We start from the raw sequence: 17,550 nt of genomic DNA on the forward strand, positions 1-17,550 counted from the left end.
ACTTCGAGGCGTTAGGCGTTTTCCGGGAAGGACTCTACCGGCGTGTAGGGGCGAATTAATTCGCCCCTACAGTCCCTACAGGTCTTCGTGGCATGCGCAGAGGGGATGCCATTTCTCGGACATCGCCTTATCTCTGCCCACCATGCCGGGCGGTGTCCGGCAATCAAAGCCTGCGGGCTCGCACACATGCTCATTACCTACGAACGCGACAAGCTGGTCAACACCATCCTCTTCTTCGCCCACGAAACGAAGCACTTGGGCAAGATCAAGCTGTTCAAGCTGCTCTATCTGCTCGACTTCGAGCACTTTCGGCAAACCGGGCGGAGCGTGACCGGGCTGGACTATCAAGCCTGGAAGTACGGTCCCGTTCCGGTGGAGGTTATGCAGGAGTGGGACGACCCGGAGCCTGATCTGGTAGCAGCGATTCGGATCAAGCCTGAGGCGGTGATCGACTACGTTCGCGAGACGGTGGTGCCCTTGGTCGCCTTCGACGACAGCCACTTCACCAAACGCGAGTTGCGCATCATGGACGAACTGGCGTCTCGCTATCGCGATACCTTCTCGCCGGCAATGATCGATGTCACCCATACGGAGAACGGAGCCTGGGCCAAGATTTGGCAGGACGGCAGAGGCATGAGCGAGGCGATTCCTTACGCGTTGGGATCGGACCCGGACAGCCCATTGCGAGAGTCCATCCTGGAGATCGCACGCGAGCGCGAAGCGATCCGCAGGCCTTGATCGTCGTTCGGTCCAGCGGCTTGCCATCCCTGCGTAGTCAGGGCTTCCAGCCCTGATTCTGTCAGGCCAAGATGGCCTGACTACGCAATTCGGTGGCCGACTTTGACGAAGGGATGATCGACGCCCAGTCAGTGACTCTCCACGGCCCGGCCTCAAGCCTTGGGATCGATCAACAGAAAGCGCAGAGACATGAGCACGCGCCTTGGGTACTTGCGGTGCATGGCCATGCCCAGCCAGTAGGCGGCCTCCTCGCGGCCCATCTCCTCGATGCCCTCGGCGCAGGCGCGCATGTATTCGCGGTTGCGCATGGGTGCCAGAACCCGAAAGAGGAGCCCGAGATTGAGGGCCAGGTCCTCGTCGAGGCTGAAGATCTGACGCGCGTCGGCCAAAGGTCCGCCGAGCTGGATACGGGCCTTGGCGAGCCGGCGCAGCACGCGATGCTCGACCAGGGCGAGATTGCGCCCGCGCAGACCGGCAATGCGCACCGGGGCCTTGATGTGGGGCGTGGCGGGGGCCGGAACCTGCCAGATCTCCATCTCCAAATCTTCCGCGCCGTGGGTGCGGACCCACAGCTCATATTTCGGCATGGCCGTATCCGATCCGGACCCGGCGCGGCCAGATTGGCCTGCTGGTTTGTACGAGGGCAAGGCGTTCACGCGCTGCCCTCGGCGGTGATCGCCACATAGGCCGCGCCGGTGCCGAAGCGGGTCAGTCGCTCGGCGAGCTTTTCCGGGATGTCTCCGGCGAGGCTAAGCCCGGTGTCGTCGAAGCGGATGTCGAAGCGAGCCGACAGATCCTTTTCTTTCGCCGCGCGCAATTGGGGGTCCAGGAAGTCTTTGACGGGCTGGGCGTCCGCGGGTGGGCCGGTGAACTCGATCTCCAAGAGCCCGCCCTCTGCGGTCTCGTAGCTGCCGGTGATGACAACCAGCTTGGTGGCGCCCTGAACGGCCGCGACCAGTCCCAGCAGGCGGAAGGCGTCGGTCGCGTCGAAGAGGCGCAGCTCAAGGGTGCGGATCCGGGTGAATTTGCGGGCGCGCGCCCGTTCCCAGAGCGTGGTGAGGGCCTCTTTGAGGACGCCCTCTTCGGTCAGCGTGTTCGATGGCGGCGTGGTCTTGCCTGTGGAGTCGGTACCACCGCCCGTGGTACCTCCGCCGGACGTGCCTGATCCGGGGTCTTTCCCGCCCGCAGTGCTTGCGGATCCGCCCGATCCGGTTGATCCGCCCGAGGCTGTACCAGTGCCGTCATTGTTGCCCGTTCCGCCGCCGGAGCCGCCGATCGGGCCGGGTCCAGGCGGCGGCTCGGAGACCTTCGGCCAGATGCCGCTCTCTTTTGCATAGGCGGCGGTGTGGACGAAGGACTGCTCGTCGATATGGATGTTGGCCCAGGGGTCCCCTTTGGCGTGGATCAGATCGCCACTCTGATACACGAATTCGCCTCCCTCGACGCCACGACGGATGCCTTTCACGAAGCAGTCGTTGCCCACCAGGATCGGCAGGCCGGGGTCGCGTCGGAACTCGGCGCGCAGGGCGGCGGTGGTGATGGTGCCCTTCTTCAGGGGCGTGCGGTCGCGGATATAGGTCGCCGAGTCCGGCTCGTCCTCGGGCAGGCGCAGTTTGTTGTTGGCGCGCAGGACTTCGACCACCTGCTTCTGGCCTTGGCCGGGCTTGTCCGAGGCGCTCTGCACATCGATAGCGCTATGGGCGAGGTCCAGGTCTGCGCCCTCGATCCGGTGCTTGGATGCGTAGATGACGTGCCGGTAGCACTGCTGGATGGCCAGGGCCAGCTCGTGCTCGGAGCGTTGGTACCACTTCTTGATCCGGTCCTGTTGATGATCAGGCAGCTCGTTGAGCCGTTCCGGGCGGCGCAGCTCGTTCAACGCCAGGCGCCGAACCATCTTATGCCGCATCTCCTCCTTGCGGGCCTGATCGGCCAACAGGAAGACGAGGTTGTTGCGGTTGATCCGCAGGCCGCCGCTTGCGTCCTTTTGTGCGTAGATGCGACCGACCAACTCGGGGACGGTGACATTGTCCGATGCAACCTCGACGGCATCGAACCCCATGAGGACCAGGGACGGCTTGCCGTCGCCCGCGTCGTCGGGCACCTCGTAGGGGCCGCCGGGGAAGGGGTAGAGGTTGAAGACGGTCCCGCCGAAGATCGATTTGATGCGGTCGTTGAGCTGGGCGCGGGCCTCGCCGGGATCCGCGTGCTGCTCTTGACGGCGCAGGATCTGGGTCAGGTTGGCCTCGGCGAGAAACCGCAGCGGGACATTCGGGCGGTCGTCCAGATAGGCCGAGCCCTGCACGAAGCGCCGCCGGGCGTCGTCGATAAAGCTCAGGTCCGTGCCGGGCGAGAGGATCGACCAGCGCAGCTCCTCTGGGGTGGCGCCCTTCAGGTTCTCGTTGAAGGCCAGGGTATGGAATAGAATCGCCCGGCCGACGTAGGAGCCATAGGGTGCGAGTCCTTTGTAATGGTCGGTGTCGAGCTGCTGGGCCAGCGCGCTTTGATCGCCATCCACCGCGGCCACGTCGGACTTGATGGCGGGGACGAACTGGCGCTGGCCGAGACGCGTGACGATCTCCTGGCGAATGGGCTCGAAGCCATCGAAGGCGGCGACTCGGACCTTCGTCGTCGGGAGGATGGCAGGGTCCAGAAACTCGGCCGTATTGGCAACGCCGGCCATGCCTTTGGTGGCGTGGGTCAGCGCAATCAGGGCATGCGTTTTTCCGCCGCCGTATTTGGTGTCCAGCCGGAAGATCGCGGCGACCTGATCCGGACTTCCGGCCAGACGCAGACAGACATTGCGCAGCAAATCTTTGAGTCCGCGGGTCGGATGGGTGTTCGCGAAGAACTTGACCGGGTCGAGGTATTCCTGCGGGGCGTCGCCGCGCAGCACCTGGGCAAGGTCAGCCGCGAAGTCCGATTCGGAGATCGTGCCCCTCAGGACGTCCTGGCGCGGCGTGCAGATGTCGAAGATGGTCGGCAAAGTCATGGTCCGTGAGATCTCGCGTCTTGGACTCAGGGCGATGGTTACGGCTGGCTTGGTTTTCGGTCAACCGGTTGGAGCTCGGAGCCTCGGTCTGCTCGGTTCCGATTGTCCGGTGGCCCTCATGATCAACGGGTTTGTAGCACGTCGCGGCAGACGAAACCAACTCCGCCGCGCGATCTTGGCGAGAGGAACGCTGCGATCATCGCTCCCCGCGCTCGATCCGCGTGCGTGCTCGGCGCGGGCGCGATATTCTGAGGTTCTGATCCGGTTGCCGAGTTCGCGTGCAGGACGCACGGTCGCGGTCGGCATCGGCCGGACGCCCCTATTCAAACACTTGAGCGCATCATGAGCGAAGGCATCCTCTTTATCGTCTCCGCCCCGTCCGGCGCCGGGAAGACCTCATTGGTCAAGGCGCTCTTGGCGCGTGATCCCGGCCTTTCGCTGTCGGTCTCTTGCACGACGCGGGCGCCCCGCGCCGGTGAGCAGGACGGCGTCCACTACCAATTCATTGATCAGGCGCGGTTTCGGCAGTCGGTCGCCGCAGGTGAGTTTCTGGAGCATGCGGAGGTCTTCGGCAACCGCTACGGGACCCGCGCGGCCGACGTGCGCGCCGCGCTGGACGCCGGGCGGGATCTGATCCTGGAGATCGACTGGCAGGGCGCGCGGCAGGTGCGCGAGCGCTTCGGCTCGGCGGTCGGGATCTTCGTCGTGCCGCCGTCGATCGCGGAGTTGGAACGCCGCCTGCGCGGGCGAGGCACCGACAGCGATGCGGTCATCGCCGATCGGATGGCGCAGGCGCGCGACGAGATGGCGCATGTCGAAGAGTATGCCTATCTGGTCGTCAACGAGGTGTTCGACACGGCCCTGGAGGCGCTCGTGGCCATCGTCCTCGCGGAGCGTCAGCGTTTCGAGCGGCAGCGACCACGGCTGGGGTTCTTGCTCGATGTCCTGACCTGATGCGGGCGCGCCGTCGCTCCCTGCGGCTTCGCCATGTATGTTAGGCTCTTAGCACAAAGATGCCGCGAGGGCTGGCGGTTCGGAGGGGCATGAACAGCGCGCCCGTCCGCCTGTCGAACAACGACAAGTACTCACACCCGCGTCCGTCGCATTCCCAGGCCCGTTACGGCGGTGCCCCCTGAATTTTCGAGACCCCGATGGAGATGATTTCGCATGGCCAGAATTACCGTTGAGGACTGCCTCGATCACGTCGACAACCGCTTCGACCTAGTGCTGCTCGCAACCAAGCGTGCCCGCCAGTTGGCGAACGGCGTCGAGCCGATCCTGCCCTGGGCCAACGACAAGCCAACCGTCATGGCGCTGCGCGAGATCGCCGCGGGCCATATCTCCACCGCGATGGTGCAGGCCGCGCAGCGCGAGATCGACGAGACCACGGCCGCCCTGGAGCAGGCGCTCGCCGAGGAGCTTGCCTCCGAGCTCGGCGAGGCGGAGCCCAAGGGCGATCCGCGCGAGTAGGTCCGGTATGCGGCTCGACGAGGCTCGGCGAACGACCGCGGGGGTTGGCCGTACAAGGGCCGACGCTCCGGCCGGGCGCGCATCGTCATGAGCCCGTTCGATGTCGGATCCATGCAAACCGCCCTCCTCCCCGTCGTCGCCCCGGCCTCCGAGCACCCGGTTCAGTCCGCAGCGGAGGCATCCGACCGTGCGCCTGTGGCCCGTTATTTGATCAGCGACCTCTGTGCCTACCTCGAGACCTATCTCTCACCGGAGCAGGTCAGCGAGTTCTATCGTGCTTATCTATTCGGCGCAGAGGCGCACGAGGGGCAGAGCCGCAAATCGGGCGAGCCCTACATCTACCATCCGGTCGCGGTCGCGCGCATCCTGGCCGAGATGCACATGGACCATAAGTGCCTGATCGCCGCGCTGCTACACGACGTGATCGAGGACACGCCGGTGACGAAGGAGGACGTCGCGGAGGTCTTCGACGAGGAGATCGCCGATCTCGTCGACGGGGTGAGTAAGCTCTCGCAGATCGAGTTCGAATCGCGTGCCGAGGCCCAGGCGGCGAGCCTGCAGAAGATGCTGCTCGCCATGACGCGCGACATTCGCGTCATCCTGATCAAGCTCGCCGATCGGCTCCACAACATGCGTACGCTCGGGTCCATGCATCCCGATGCCTGTCGACGGATCTCGCGCGAGACGCTCGACATCTTCGCCCCTATCGCCAACCGTCTCGGCATCAGCCGCATCCGCGTCGAGCTCGAAGAGCTGGGCTTCCTGCATCATTGGCCTTGGCGCCGTCACGTGATTCAACGCGCCTTGCAGAAGACCTGCGGTGCGCGCGTCGAGATGGTCGGCACCGTCGAGATGGCCCTCAAACAGGCCCTGCATCAGGAGGATATCCACGGGGAGGTCGATGGCCGGCGCAAACACCTCTACGGCATCTATCGCAAGATGCGCGAGAAGCATCGAGCCTTCTCGGAGGTGGTGGACGTCTTCGCCTTCCGGGTGACGGTGGATCGGGTCGACACCTGTTATCGTGTACTCGGGCTGGTCCACAATCTCTACAAACCCGTGCCGGGGCGCTTCAAGGACTACATCGCCATCCCCAAGGCGAACGGCTATCAATCGCTTCACACGGTGCTCATCGGCCCTCAGGGCATTCACATCGAGATTCAGATCCGCACCGAGGACATGCAGCGCATGGCCGAGTCCGGGATCGCCGCGCACTGGCTCTACAAGAGCGGCGAGCAATCCACGGCCAAGGCCACGACACTGGCCTCGGAGTGGTTGCAAAATCTGCTCGTGATGCAGCATGCGGCCGGCAATTCGGTGGAGTTCCTCGACCATGTGAAGATCGATCTCTTCCCCGACGACGTCTATGTCTTCACGCCCAAGGGTCGGATTCTGACCCTCAAGCGAGGTGCTACGGTCATCGACTTCGCCTATGCGATCCATTCGGATGTCGGCAACACCTGTGTCGCCGCGCGGATCGACCGGCGGATGGTCTCGCTCAGCACGCATCTGCGCAGCGGCCAGACCGTGGAGATCATCAACGCACCCGGTGCCAAGCCGAATGCGGCCTGGCTGAATTTCGTCGTCACCGGCAAGGCCCGCGCGAGCATCCGGGGCTATCTCAAGAACCTCAAGCACCGCGAGGCCCAGGTGCTGGGGCGGCGCCTGTTGAGTGCGGAGCTCGGCGCATTCGGGGTAGATCTGGAGAGCCTCGATCCGATCCGTGTTGCGGCCTATTTGGAAGAGGCCAACCAGCGCACGCTCGACGACCTGCTCGGCGACATCGGGCTCGGCAATCGTCTGGCCGCATTCGTGGCGCGTCGTTTGGCTGCCGGAGACGACGACGAGGCGACCCAAGCGATGCAGGCCGACAAGAATCTGCATCCCCACCGCTTGGCGATTCGCGGCACCGAAGGCATGGTGGTGAGCTTCGCGCGCTGTTGTCGGCCGATCCCGGGCGACACCATCGCCGCGCTCTTCAGCCCGGGGCGCGGGATCGTGGTCCATCGCACTGAATGCCGCAACCTCGGCAGCCTCGAGACCAAGCGCGACAAACGCCTGGATGTCGAATGGGCCAGCGAGCCGGACGGCGAGTTCCCGACCGAGATCCGGGTGGAGATCGGCAATCGACGCGGTGCGCTTGCGATCGTCGCCGGCGCCATCGCCGAGCTGGGCTCGAACATCGAGAACGTCCACTCGCGCGAGAAGGACGGCATGACGACCGCGTTGGAGTTTCTGATCCTCGTGAAAGGCCGTGCCCACCTCGCGCGCATCATGCGCCGCCTGAGACAGATCCCGCTGGTCCTGCGCATCACCCGCGTCCCGCGCTGATCTGACCCTCACGATCCCGCGCAGATCGCCCCGTAGGATGGGTAGAGCAAAGCGAAACCCATCCTCAACGCTCCGATCCCGCGGTTCCCGCTCCCGGCTGGGTAGAGCGCAGCGAACCCCCGACAGGGCGGCGCCGGATGTCGGGTGACGGGTTGCATCCGAAAGGCGTCGGCGCCACCTCCCTCACCAGACGCGTGGTTGGAGGTCGTCCGACCCGCGACCATCAAGCCGTACGCTCTCGGGCGTGCCTCAGACAAGGGTCGACTCATGTCCGAACTCACGCTCGACGAGCGCTGCTCGCTCACACGCCGCATCATGTCGCTTCTGGAAGGCTGGAACCTCGGTGCAAGTGACATCCTGGTGCTCCTTCAACTGCCGGCAAGCATCAAGGCGCGCAACCTCTCGCGCTATCGGGACGAGGAGTGCTTTCCGGATGATCCGCAGGTCAATCGCCGCCTGTCTTATCTGGTGCGGATCGAAGACGCGTTGCATACCTACTTTCCGCGCAACCCGGAGATGCGCCACCTCTGGGTCAAGCGCGCCAACAAGCAGTTCAACAAACGTGCGCCGATCGCCGTGATGGTCGAAGACGGCGAGAGCGGGCTCATCTCCGTCCTCTCGCATCTGGACTGCACCTTCGCGTGGGATATGACGGGGTCGAAGGCCGAATACGGTAAGGGCTGACCAAGCCGCAGCCCTAGCCGATTTCCTGAGAATTCAAAACCCGTAGGTTGTGCTGACGATAGGAAGCACAACCACCGCCTGCGCTCGTTGTGCCTCGCACGGCTCGGCACAACCTACTGCCGGGCGGGGGTTTCGTCGTCAAGCCAGTCGCGTGGCTTGAGGAAACGCTCGTAGAGATCGGCCTCCGGGCTACCGGGCTCGGGGCGGTAGTCGTAGCGCCAGCTCACCTCCGGCGGCAGGGACATCAGGATCGACTCGGTGCGACCGCCCGATTGCAGCCCGAACAGGGTGCCTCGGTCGTAGACCAGGTTGAACTCCACATAGCGACCGCGGCGGTATTTCTGGAAGGCGCGCTCCTCGTCGCCGTATTGCCTAGCCCAGCGGCGATTCACGATGGGCAGGTAGGCCGGCAGATAGGCCTCCGCGACGCTGCGCATGAAGGCGAAGCTGTGCTCGAATCCTCCTTCGCTCAGATCATCAAAGAAGAGTCCGCCCACTCCGCGCGGCTCGGCGCGATGCTTGAGATAGAAATAGCGGTCACACCAGTCCTTGTAGCGCGGATAGACGTCCTCGCCGAACGGCAGACAGGCCTCGCGCGCCGCGCGGTGCCAGTGCCGAACGTCTTCCTCGAAGCCATAATAAGGCGTCAGATCGAAACCGCCGCCGAACCACCAGAGCGGCTCGGCATCGGGCCGCTCCGCGATGAAGAACCGCACGTTCAGATGCGAGGTCGGCACATAGGGATTCTGCGGATGCACGACCAAGGACACGCCCATCGCCTGGAAGCCGCGCCCGGCCAGCTCGGGCCGATTCGCGCTCGCCGAGGGCGGCAGGCGCTCGCCGAAGACGTGCGAAAAGTTGATGCCGCCGCGCTCGAAGACGGCCCCGTCTTGCATGATGCGCGTGCGCCCGCCACCGCCGCCCGGACGCTCCCAGGCATCCTCGCGGAAGTCCGCTCCGCCGTCGGTCTCGCGCAGGGCCGCGCAGATGCGGTCCTGCAGATCGAGCAGATAGGTCTTGACGGCGTCGGCGTCGGGTTGATCGGACATCGCGGCAACTCCTCGCGGGTGCGGTTATCATGAGATGGCTGGTCGGATAGTACCGAATGTTGACCCGTTGAGGTCCCTCTCGCCGAGCTCGACCCGATTGGCCCCCAAGCCCGGCGAGTCCTGCGAGCCATAACACCATCAGGAGACAACCCCATGTCCATCGTTCTGCGCTCGCTGCTGATCGCCCCCGTCCTGCTCGTCGGCTCTGCTCTCGTCTCGGCCGATCAGTCCGTCGCACTGCTGTCCTATCAGTCGTCGGTCCCGGATGCCTGGGTCGCCGAGACGCCCAAGAGCGAGATGCGCCGGCTCCAGTTCAAGGTGCCCGCGCCCCCCGGCGACGAGGGCGGCGACGGGGCGGAGTTCGTCGTCTATTTCTTCGGACCCGGTCAGGGCGGGACGCTGGAGGCCAACATCGAGCGCTGGCAGTCTCAGTTCCAAGATCCCGACGGTGCCCCGGTCGAGCCGACCGTGACGCAGATCGGCACCGAGACGATTCCCGCCACCCTAGTCGAGCTGCGCGGTAGCTACGGCCGCAGCGTCGGCATGGGTCCGGGCGACGATGTGCAGGCCGATCGGATGCTCCTCGCGGGCGTCATCGAGACCCCCGAAGGCAATCTCTTCCCGCAGTTGCACGGCCCGGCGGAGCTGGTCGCTGCACAACGCGACGGCTTCGTCGCGTTCGTGAAGGGGATCCAGCCGGCCGACCAGACGACGCCGTAAGCCAAGCCTCGGGAGTCACGCCGCATGCCACGTCGGATCCTGTTGGTCGTCGTTGCGATCCTGGCCATCGGCCTTTTGGCCGGCGCCGCCGGCTTGGTGTGGATCGCCAAACGCGGCGAGCCGAGCTATGCGGGGTGCCTGGCCATTCCCGGACTCGAAGCCCCGGTGCGCGTTCGTTACGGGCCGCACGCCGTCCCGACGCTCGAGGCCGACAGTCTGCATGACCTGTTGTTCGCTCAAGGCTATGTCGTGGCGCGCGAGCGGATGTGGCAGATGGATCTGCTGCGCCGTCTCGCCGGCGGGCGTTTGGCGGAGGTGTTCGGTGCCCTGGTGCTGCCGGCGGATCGCTTCTTTCGCACCATGGGGCTCGATCGCGAGGCCGAGCGCAGTCTGGCTGTCTTGAACCGCGAGGAGAGGTCTCTCCTCGAGTCCTATGCGGCGGGCGTGAACGCCTATCGGACCGAGGCGACGGCCGAGCGTCGCCTGCCGCTTGAGTACCTGGTCGTCGGCACCGACCCCGCACCCTGGACCCCGCAGGACAGCCTCCTGATCGGCGGCTATATGGCCTGGACCCAGTCTTACAACCTGCGCGCCGAGCTGACCTTTCTGCGTCTGGCGGCCCGCATCGGCCCGGAGCGGGCGCGGGAGCTCTTTCCGACCGATGCCGGGATTCCGGCGCCGGAGGTGTCGCCCGAGCTGGTGCGCGAGCTAGCGCAGGAGCAGGGGCGGACCCGGATGCGCGGTCACCGGCAAGGGCCGACGATCGAGCCCGTGCTTGAGATCGTTGCCCGACTCGGCCTGCCCTTGCCGGCGGCGGCCAGCAACGGCTGGGCGGTGAATGGACCCCGCACGGCGGACGGCGCGGCGTTGCTTGCGAACGATCCCCATCTCGCCGGCTCCATGCCCGGGATCTGGTACATGCTTGAGCTGATGGCGCCGGACCTGCACGTCGCCGGGGCGAGTCTGCCCGGTGTCCCCTTGGTGATGATCGGGCACAACCCTGATCTTGCCTGGGGCTTCACCAGTACCATCGCCGATACGCAGGACATCTTCGTCGAGCGTCTCATGCCCGACGGCAAGAGCGTCGCCCGTGCGGACGGGCGGTCCGAGCCGATCGCGATCCGGGTCGAGCGCATCTCGGTCAAGGGTGCCGATCCGGTCGATCTGGTCATCCGCTCGACCGACAACGGTGTGATCGTCAACGACATCCTGGGTCCGATCACCGAGACGCCGATGGATCTGCCGAGCCTGAACACGCCCCATCTGCTGGCCCTACGCGAGACCAACGATCTTCCCGATCGCGCCTTCCCCGGGTTGCTGCGTCTCAACCAGGCCGAGACGCTTGAGCAGGCCGGCGAGGCCATCCTGGAGTTCAAGCACGTCGTCCTGAACCTCATGTCGGCGCACCGCGATGGCGGGATCGCCCTGCAGGTCAGCGGGGTCCTGCCGCAGCGCGGCAAGGGCTCGGGTGCCTTCCCCTCGCCGGGTTGGGTCGAGGGCTATGCCTGGCAGGGGCTCGTGCCCCAGACGCGCAACCCGCGACGCGTCGATCCGCCCGGGGCGGCCTTGGTGACAGCCAACAACCGGATCGTTCCGGTCGAGTATCCGGTAACCATCAGCAACGCCTGGATGTCGCCCTTTCGCGCCGAGCGCATTGCCGAGCGGCTCGATGCAGCCGGCCCGCTGACGCCCGAGGCGATGGCGGAGATTCAGACCGATCGCATCAGCACCCAGGCACGGCTGGCCCAAGCCGCCCTGCGCAGGATCGAGATCGATCTGCAGGCGGTGGATCAGGCCGTTTGGAACATCGCTGCCGAGGAGCTGCTCGATTGGGACGGCGACATGGCGGGGTCGAGCCGGTCCGCGGCCTTCTATGCCTTGCTCGAGCCGGCGCTCTACAGGGCCCTGTATGAAGACGAGCTGGGCGAGGACCTCGAAGCCATGACCGCGATGGCCATGTTCGCCTACAGCCCCTTGCAGGAGATGCTCCGCAGCGGGCGGTCGAGCTTCTGGGACGATGTGACGACGTCCTGGACCGAGGGTCCGGCCGAGATCTGGGCGCGGGCGCTGAAGGCCGCCAAGGCGGATCTCGATGCCCGTATCCCCGACCCGGAGGATGCGCGTCTGGACCGGATCCGCACCCTGACCTTTCCGCATGCCTTCGGCACCTTGCCCTTGGTCGGCCGTCTCTTCAACGTCGGCCCGATCGGTGTCGGGGGGCATGCGGACACGGTGAACGTCATGAAGCCGATGCCGCTCGCACCCGAGGAGCCCATCTTTATCCCCTCGATGCGGGTCGTCTACACCCCCGCGGATTGGGCAGGTACCCGCGGCGTGCTGCCGCTCGGTCAGTCCGGACACCTCTTTTCGCCCCATCGAACGGATCAGCTCGATGCTTGGCTGACGGGCGCGACCTATCCTTGGCCCTGGAACGGTCCGAGCGAGCAAGAGACGATCGGTGTTCTGATGCTGGCCCCAGGTCTTTAAACCTAAACCGCGCCCAGTGCGGTATGCGATGTTTTTGGATGGGATCGGCCTCGGCAGATTTCAGAACCGCTGGAGCCGGCGCGGTTTAAAGTATTAAAAAAATATTAAATTCTAAACCGCGTCTCACTGGGATCGAGGATATCGCCGAAGCCAAGCGCACAATGAAAACGACGCATGTTGCTCTGGACGCGGTTTAGGTCTCCAGCCAGAAGGTCACGGGTCCCTCGTTGACCAGGCTGACCTGCATGTCTGCACCGAAGCGCCCGGTTGCGACCCGGGGATGCGCGGCATGCGCCCGCGCGACCAGGTCGTCGAACAAGCACTTGCCTTCGTCCGGCGGCGCAGCAGAGGTGAAGCTCGCGCGGGTCCCTTTGCGGGTGTCGGCCGCGAGTGTGAATTGCGGCACCAACAGAAGCCCGCCGCCGATGTCGCGCAGGCTGAGGTTCATGCGGTCGTCGGCATCCGGGAAGACCCGATAGCCGAGCAGACGCTCCAGCAGCCGTTCTCCCCGGGCGGTCGTATCGCCCCGCTGCACGCCGACCAAGACCATCAGGCCGCGCTCGATGGCGCCGATCGTCTCGCCCGAGACCTCGACTTGAGCACGGGAGACACGTTGCAGTAAACCGATCATGCTGAATCGCGTCCGGAGCGGCAGGCTAATTTAGTGGGTTGGGTCGGTCTTGTCTTGATCCATGACATTGGTGCGACGCGATTCAGGAGATGCAAACGCGCTAAAGACCTGAGCCGGTTTCTTGTGGATCAGGCAATCGCATCGGCAAAGCGGTCGGTCGCCGCCACCAAGGCCGTTCGGATGCCGGGCTCGAAGGCCGAGTGACCGGCATCTGTGATCACTTGCAGCTCGGCCCTCGGCCAGGCCTGATGGAGATCCCAGGCCGAGCGCATCGGACAGATGGTGTCGTAACGGCCTTGGATGATGATGCCCGGGATGTCTTGGAGACGGTGTGCGTCGTCGAGCAGCTGATTCGGGCGGAAGAAGGATCGGTTCATGAAGTAATGGCACTCGATCCGCGCCAAGCTCAAGGCGACATGCGGGTGGGCGAAGTGCGCCTCGATGTCCGGATTTGCCCGCAACGTCGCCGTACGCCCCTCCCAGACCGACCAGGCTTGGGCCGCGGCGAGACGGGTCGCCGAGTCCTCGCCGGTCAGACGTCCGTGATAGGCCGAGATCAGGTCGCCGCGCTCCTCGACCGGGATCGGGGCGAGAAACTGCTCCCAATAGTCCGGATAGATCCAGCTTGCGCCCTCTTGATAGAACCAACGAATCTCTTCGTCGCGGCAGAGAAAAATCCCGCGTACGACCAATGCCGTCACACGATCCGGATGCGTCTCTGCATAGGCGAGGGCCAGGGTCGAGCCCCAAGAGCCGCCGAAGACCAGCCAGCGCTCGATCCCGAGTCGCTCGCGGATCCGCTCGATATCGGCGACCAGATCCCAAGTGGTGTTCGCGGACAGGGACGCGTGGGGTGTGGAGCGCCCGCAGCCCCGCTGATCGAACAGGACCGCGCGATAGCGCGCCGGGTCGAAGAAGGCTCGGTGGGGCGGCTCGCAACCCGCACCGGGCCCGCCGTGCAGAAAGACCGCGGGGATGCCGTCCGGCCGACCGCATTCCTCGACATAAAGCCGGTGGTCGTGGCCGACGTCCAGCGTATGGGTCGCAAAGGGCTCGACGGGGCGATAGAGATCGGGCATGGGCGTTGTTCGATGGAGTGATTCGTTATGGTTGAGCCGTCAGCCGTCAGCCGTCAGCCGTCAGCCGTCAGCGATCATCCTTTGGCCTAAACCGCGCTGGCTCCAAAGGTCGTCACGTCTGCCGGGGCCGATCCCTTCCAAAAACATCGCATACCGCGCTGGGCGCGGTTTAGCAAAGAGCCGTCAGCTCTCAGCTTTAAGGCGATTTCCGAGAATAGGCATCCCGACTGTGCATGCCCGGACGACCTGTCGGGACTCTAGTAGGGGCGAATGAATTCGCCCCTACACGCCGGTCGATCCTTTCCCGGAAATCACCTCGGCTCCGGACGCCGAGCCGCGATAGCCACGTCGCGATTAATCGTCGTCTTCACCCTAAACCGCGTACCGCCGTCGCCGGTTGTCGTGTCGAGACTGAATTCACCCTCGAACCCTACCTGTTGCTCTGGACGCGGTTTAGGTGCGACTGGCCCGCTTGCGGTCGTTCTCGGTGAGATGGCGCTTGCGCACCCGAATCGCCGCGGGCGTGATCTCCACCAGCTCGTCGTCTTCGATGAACTCCAGTGCCTGCTCAAGGGTGAACTTCACCGGTGGGGTCAGCAGGATGTTCTCGTCCGAGCCCGCGGCGCGGATGTTGGTCAACTGCTTGGCCTTGAGCGGATTGACGGTGAGATCGTTGTCGCGCGAGTGGATCCCGACCACTTGGCCTTCGTAGACCTCGTCTCCCGGGGAGACCATCATGCGGCCGCGCTCCTGCAGGCTGAAGAGGGCGTAGCCGAGCGCCTTGCCGGTGCCGTTGGAGATGAGTGCGCCGTTGCGCCGCGGGGCGATGCCGCCCGGATTGGCGGGGCGATAGCGGTCGAAGATGTGATACTTCAGCCCGGTACCCGAGGTCATGGACATGAACTCGGTCTGAAAGCCGATGAGCCCGCGCGAGGGGACCTCGTAGTCCAAGCGCACGCGGCCCTTGCCGTCCGGGACCATGTCCTTGAGCTCGCCGCGGCGCTCGCCGAGCGCCTGCATGATCGAGCCCTGCGAGGTCTCCTCGACATCAACCGTGAGCTGCTCGTAAGGCTCGCAGATCTGTCCGTCGATCTCGCGGAAGATGACCTCGGGACGCGAGACGGCCAGCTCGTAGCCTTCGCGGCGCATGGTTTCGAGCAGGATCGACAGATGCAGCTCGCCGCGACCGGAGACCCGGAACTTCTCCGGGTCGTTGCCTTCCTCGACACGCAGGGCAACGTTGTGGATCAGCTCGCGCTCGAGCCGGTCCTTGAGCTGGCGCGAGGTCAGGTACTTGCCGTCGCGCCCGGCGAAGGGCGAGGTGTTGACCTGGAAGGTCATGGTCACGGTCGGCTCGTCGACGGTGAGCGGCGGCAGCGCCTCGGCATGCTCCGGATGACAGAGTGTATCCGAGACGTTCGGCGCCTCAATGCCGGTCAGGGCGACGATGTCCCCGGCAGTGGCGAGCGGGACTTCATGGCGCTCCAGACCGAGATAGCCGTAGACCAGACCGACCTTGGCCTTGTAACGCCCGCCGTCCGGCTTGACCACGACGATCTGCTGGTTCGGCCGCACGCTGCCGTGGCGGATGCGCCCGAGCGCGATGGCCCCGACGAAGGAGCTGTAGTCCAGCGTGGAGATCTGCATCTGGAAGGGCGAATCCGGATCCACCTCGGGCGCCGGGCAGTGCTCGACGATCGCCTCGAAGAGCGGCGTCATGTCGCCCTCGCGCACGGCGTTGTCCAGCCCGGCATAGCCGTTCAGGGCCGAGGCATAGATGATCGGAAAATCGAGCTGCTCGTCGCTCGCTCCGAGCCGGTCGAAGAGATCGAAGACCTGGTCGATGACCCAGTCCGGCCGCGCACCCGGACGGTCGATCTTGTTGATGACCACGATCGGTCGCAGGCCATGCTGGAACGCCTTGCTGGTGACGAATCGTGTCTGCGGCATCGGCCCTTCCTGGGCATCGACCAGCAGGAGCACCGAGTCGACCATGGAGAGTACACGCTCGACCTCGCCGCCGAAGTCGGCATGGCCTGGCGTGTCGACGATGTTGATGCGGTAGTCGCGCCAGCGCAGCGCGGTGTTCTTGGAGGTGATGGTGATGCCGCGCTCCTTCTCCAGCGCGTTGGAATCCATCACGCGTTCGACCGGCCCGAAGCGATCCCCCAGCGTGCCCGATTGCTGCAGCAGCTTGTCCACCAGCGTGGTCTTGCCATGATCGACATGGGCGATGATGGCGATATTGCGTAACGTCTCGATCACGAGTGGAGCTCCGGAGAAGATGAAATCGGGGTCGGGTCGGGCGATGGGTTCGGTTCGAGCGGAAAATCGGGGTGCCGAGCCAGCGTGAGAGTATATACCCTACGCCCGTGAATATTCGGTGATCGAAACAACCGGCTTCGCAAGTCGCGAGACATGCGGATCGGCCATGGCCGGATGTGTTTGCGGATGTGTTCTCGGGGATGCACGGGCCGAGGCATCGAACGCCACCGGCCGGGAGGTCGAAACGATTTGATGCGGATCCCGCTTCAGCCGATGGGACTCATCGATCGTTGCCGAACCTAGCCTCCAGGTAGCGGGCGACCGATTCTTCATGGTTGCTCCCGATCTGCTCCAGTTGCGGCAGTGCCTCCTTGAGGCGCGGGTCGGCATTGGCCATGAGGATGCCGGTTCCGGCGAGGCTCAGCATCTCGCGATCGTTCATGCCGTCGCCGAAGGCGATGACCTCGGAGAGCGCGATCCCCATGCGCCCAGCAACAACGGCGAGAGCCGCCCCCTTGGAGACCTCCGCGGCCATGACCTCCAGGGTCACCGGCAGCGAGAAGGTGGTGGACACGCGATCCCCGACATGCTCCGAGATGAGCGTCTCCAGCCGCCTCAGCTCGGATGGCTCGCCATAATAGAAGACCTTGAGGACGTCATCCGGCGCCAGGGCGCCGAGATCCGCGATTCGGTAGTGAAAGCCGGAATCACGGTGATACCGGAGCAGATCCGGTTCCGCGCGTTCCACCAGCCAGTCCTCGCTGCGGTAGAGGTTCACGTGAACGGTTCGGAAGGCAGGGTCGCCGATCAAGAATCGAACGCACTCGGGATCAATCGGGCTGCGCTGCACCAGACGCGCCTGATGGTCATGGACGGCGGCCCCGTTCGACGAGATCAGACAGCCGTTGCCGCCGAGCGCGTCGGACAGCAAACGGATGTCCTGAAAATGCCGGCCGGACGCGAGCATGAGCTCGATCCCCCGAGCGCGCAGGCGGGCGAGCACCGAGCGGGAGTAGTCTCCCAAACGGTGCTCCGGCGTGAGGAGCGTGCCGTCGAGGTCGCAGACGACGAGCCTGCACAGGGCGTGACTGGACATCAACAGCGACC

The 17,550-nt window shown here is 65.0% G+C and carries 14 protein-coding genes; 7 read left to right on the forward strand and 7 right to left on the reverse strand.

The window, feature by feature from the left end; translation table 11 throughout:
• Nucleotides 1–186 precede the first annotated feature (186 nt).
• Nucleotides 187–738: a Panacea domain-containing protein gene (locus tag AADX97_RS22370; RefSeq protein ID WP_374236302.1), complete on the forward strand. Its 552-nt coding sequence runs from the start codon at nucleotides 187–189 to the stop codon at nucleotides 736–738.
• A gap of 152 nt (nucleotides 739–890) precedes the next feature.
• Here AADX97_RS22370 and AADX97_RS22375 read toward each other — a convergent pair whose 3' ends face one another.
• The gene (locus AADX97_RS22375) at nucleotides 891–1,325 is read right to left on the reverse strand and encodes a hypothetical protein (RefSeq protein ID WP_374236301.1); all 435 of its coding nucleotides are present in this window, start codon (nucleotides 1,323–1,325) and stop codon (nucleotides 891–893) included.
• 65 nt (nucleotides 1,326–1,390) lie between these two features.
• The gene (locus AADX97_RS22380; protein ID WP_374236300.1) at nucleotides 1,391–3,727 is read right to left on the reverse strand and encodes a hypothetical protein; all 2,337 of its coding nucleotides are present in this window, start codon (nucleotides 3,725–3,727) and stop codon (nucleotides 1,391–1,393) included.
• A gap of 342 nt (nucleotides 3,728–4,069) precedes the next feature.
• Between AADX97_RS22380 and gmk the strand changes: the two genes are divergently transcribed.
• The 4 genes from gmk to AADX97_RS22400 all read left to right on the forward strand — a co-directional run bounded on the left by gmk (nucleotide 4,070) and on the right by AADX97_RS22400 (nucleotide 8,212).
• Nucleotides 4,070–4,681: a guanylate kinase gene (gene gmk, locus AADX97_RS22385; RefSeq protein ID WP_374236299.1), complete on the forward strand. Its 612-nt coding sequence runs from the start codon at nucleotides 4,070–4,072 to the stop codon at nucleotides 4,679–4,681.
• A gap of 213 nt (nucleotides 4,682–4,894) precedes the next feature.
• Entirely contained in the window at nucleotides 4,895–5,197 is a 303-nt protein-coding gene (gene rpoZ / locus AADX97_RS22390; RefSeq protein ID WP_374236297.1) for a DNA-directed RNA polymerase subunit omega, read from the forward strand.
• A 111-nt stretch (nucleotides 5,198–5,308) separates the two neighbouring features.
• Nucleotides 5,309–7,528: a bifunctional (p)ppGpp synthetase/guanosine-3',5'-bis(diphosphate) 3'-pyrophosphohydrolase gene (locus AADX97_RS22395; protein WP_374236296.1), complete on the forward strand. Its 2,220-nt coding sequence runs from the start codon at nucleotides 5,309–5,311 to the stop codon at nucleotides 7,526–7,528.
• A 267-nt stretch (nucleotides 7,529–7,795) separates the two neighbouring features.
• Entirely contained in the window at nucleotides 7,796–8,212 is a 417-nt protein-coding gene (locus AADX97_RS22400; RefSeq protein ID WP_213460118.1) for a DUF2384 domain-containing protein, read from the forward strand.
• A 113-nt stretch (nucleotides 8,213–8,325) separates the two neighbouring features.
• On the opposite strand, the gene hemF is transcribed toward AADX97_RS22400, so the two are convergent.
• Nucleotides 8,326–9,261: an oxygen-dependent coproporphyrinogen oxidase gene (gene hemF, locus AADX97_RS22405; protein WP_374236295.1), complete on the reverse strand. Its 936-nt coding sequence runs from the start codon at nucleotides 9,259–9,261 to the stop codon at nucleotides 8,326–8,328.
• A gap of 153 nt (nucleotides 9,262–9,414) precedes the next feature.
• Here hemF and AADX97_RS22410 point away from each other — a divergent pair, with 153 nt between their 5' ends.
• On the forward strand, nucleotides 9,415–9,981 hold the full coding sequence (locus tag AADX97_RS22410) for a hypothetical protein (RefSeq protein WP_374236294.1): 567 nt from the start codon (nucleotides 9,415–9,417) through the stop codon (nucleotides 9,979–9,981).
• Between the two features lie 24 nt (nucleotides 9,982–10,005).
• Entirely contained in the window at nucleotides 10,006–12,468 is a 2,463-nt protein-coding gene (locus tag AADX97_RS22415; protein ID WP_374236293.1) for a penicillin acylase family protein, read from the forward strand.
• A 193-nt stretch (nucleotides 12,469–12,661) separates the two neighbouring features.
• On the opposite strand, the gene dtd is transcribed toward AADX97_RS22415, so the two are convergent.
• The 4 genes from dtd to AADX97_RS22435 form a co-directional block, all read right to left on the reverse strand.
• On the reverse strand, nucleotides 12,662–13,099 hold the full coding sequence (gene dtd, locus AADX97_RS22420) for a D-aminoacyl-tRNA deacylase (protein ID WP_374236291.1): 438 nt from the start codon (nucleotides 13,097–13,099) through the stop codon (nucleotides 12,662–12,664).
• Nucleotides 13,100–13,227: 128 nt separating this feature from the next.
• On the reverse strand, nucleotides 13,228–14,178 hold the full coding sequence (gene pip / locus AADX97_RS22425) for a prolyl aminopeptidase (protein ID WP_374236290.1): 951 nt from the start codon (nucleotides 14,176–14,178) through the stop codon (nucleotides 13,228–13,230).
• Between the two features lie 453 nt (nucleotides 14,179–14,631).
• Nucleotides 14,632–16,443 (reverse strand): translational GTPase TypA, encoded by a 1,812-nt coding sequence (gene typA / locus AADX97_RS22430; RefSeq protein ID WP_374236289.1) that lies wholly within the window; start codon nucleotides 16,441–16,443, stop codon nucleotides 14,632–14,634.
• Nucleotides 16,444–16,723: 280 nt separating this feature from the next.
• A complete protein-coding gene (locus tag AADX97_RS22435) occupies nucleotides 16,724–17,539 on the reverse strand; it encodes a Cof-type HAD-IIB family hydrolase (RefSeq protein WP_374236288.1) in 816 nt (271 codons plus the stop codon).
• Nucleotides 17,540–17,550: the final 11 nt, after the last annotated feature.

It is taken from the genome of Thiocapsa sp. C2-2m (genome assembly GCF_041903745.1).
GTDB lineage: Bacteria > Pseudomonadota > Gammaproteobacteria > Chromatiales > Chromatiaceae > Thiocapsa > Thiocapsa roseilacustris.

Coding starts and splice junctions, on each gene's coding strand:
- AADX97_RS22370 (WP_374236302.1), top strand. CDS start 187: ATGCTCATTACCTACGAACGCGACAAGCTGGTCAACACCATCCTCTTC.
- AADX97_RS22375 (WP_374236301.1), bottom strand. CDS start 1,325: ATGCCGAAATATGAGCTGTGGGTCCGCACCCACGGCGCGGAAGATTTG.
- AADX97_RS22380 (WP_374236300.1), bottom strand. CDS start 3,727: ATGACTTTGCCGACCATCTTCGACATCTGCACGCCGCGCCAGGACGTC.
- gmk (WP_374236299.1), top strand. CDS start 4,070: ATGAGCGAAGGCATCCTCTTTATCGTCTCCGCCCCGTCCGGCGCCGGG.
- rpoZ (WP_374236297.1), top strand. CDS start 4,895: ATGGCCAGAATTACCGTTGAGGACTGCCTCGATCACGTCGACAACCGC.
- AADX97_RS22395 (WP_374236296.1), top strand. CDS start 5,309: ATGCAAACCGCCCTCCTCCCCGTCGTCGCCCCGGCCTCCGAGCACCCG.
- AADX97_RS22400 (WP_213460118.1), top strand. CDS start 7,796: ATGTCCGAACTCACGCTCGACGAGCGCTGCTCGCTCACACGCCGCATC.
- hemF (WP_374236295.1), bottom strand. CDS start 9,261: ATGTCCGATCAACCCGACGCCGACGCCGTCAAGACCTATCTGCTCGAT.
- AADX97_RS22410 (WP_374236294.1), top strand. CDS start 9,415: ATGTCCATCGTTCTGCGCTCGCTGCTGATCGCCCCCGTCCTGCTCGTC.
- AADX97_RS22415 (WP_374236293.1), top strand. CDS start 10,006: ATGCCACGTCGGATCCTGTTGGTCGTCGTTGCGATCCTGGCCATCGGC.
- dtd (WP_374236291.1), bottom strand. CDS start 13,099: ATGATCGGTTTACTGCAACGTGTCTCCCGTGCTCAAGTCGAGGTCTCG.
- pip (WP_374236290.1), bottom strand. CDS start 14,178: ATGCCCGATCTCTATCGCCCCGTCGAGCCCTTTGCGACCCATACGCTG.
- AADX97_RS22435 (WP_374236288.1), bottom strand. CDS start 17,539: ATGTCCAGTCACGCCCTGTGCAGGCTCGTCGTCTGCGACCTCGACGGC.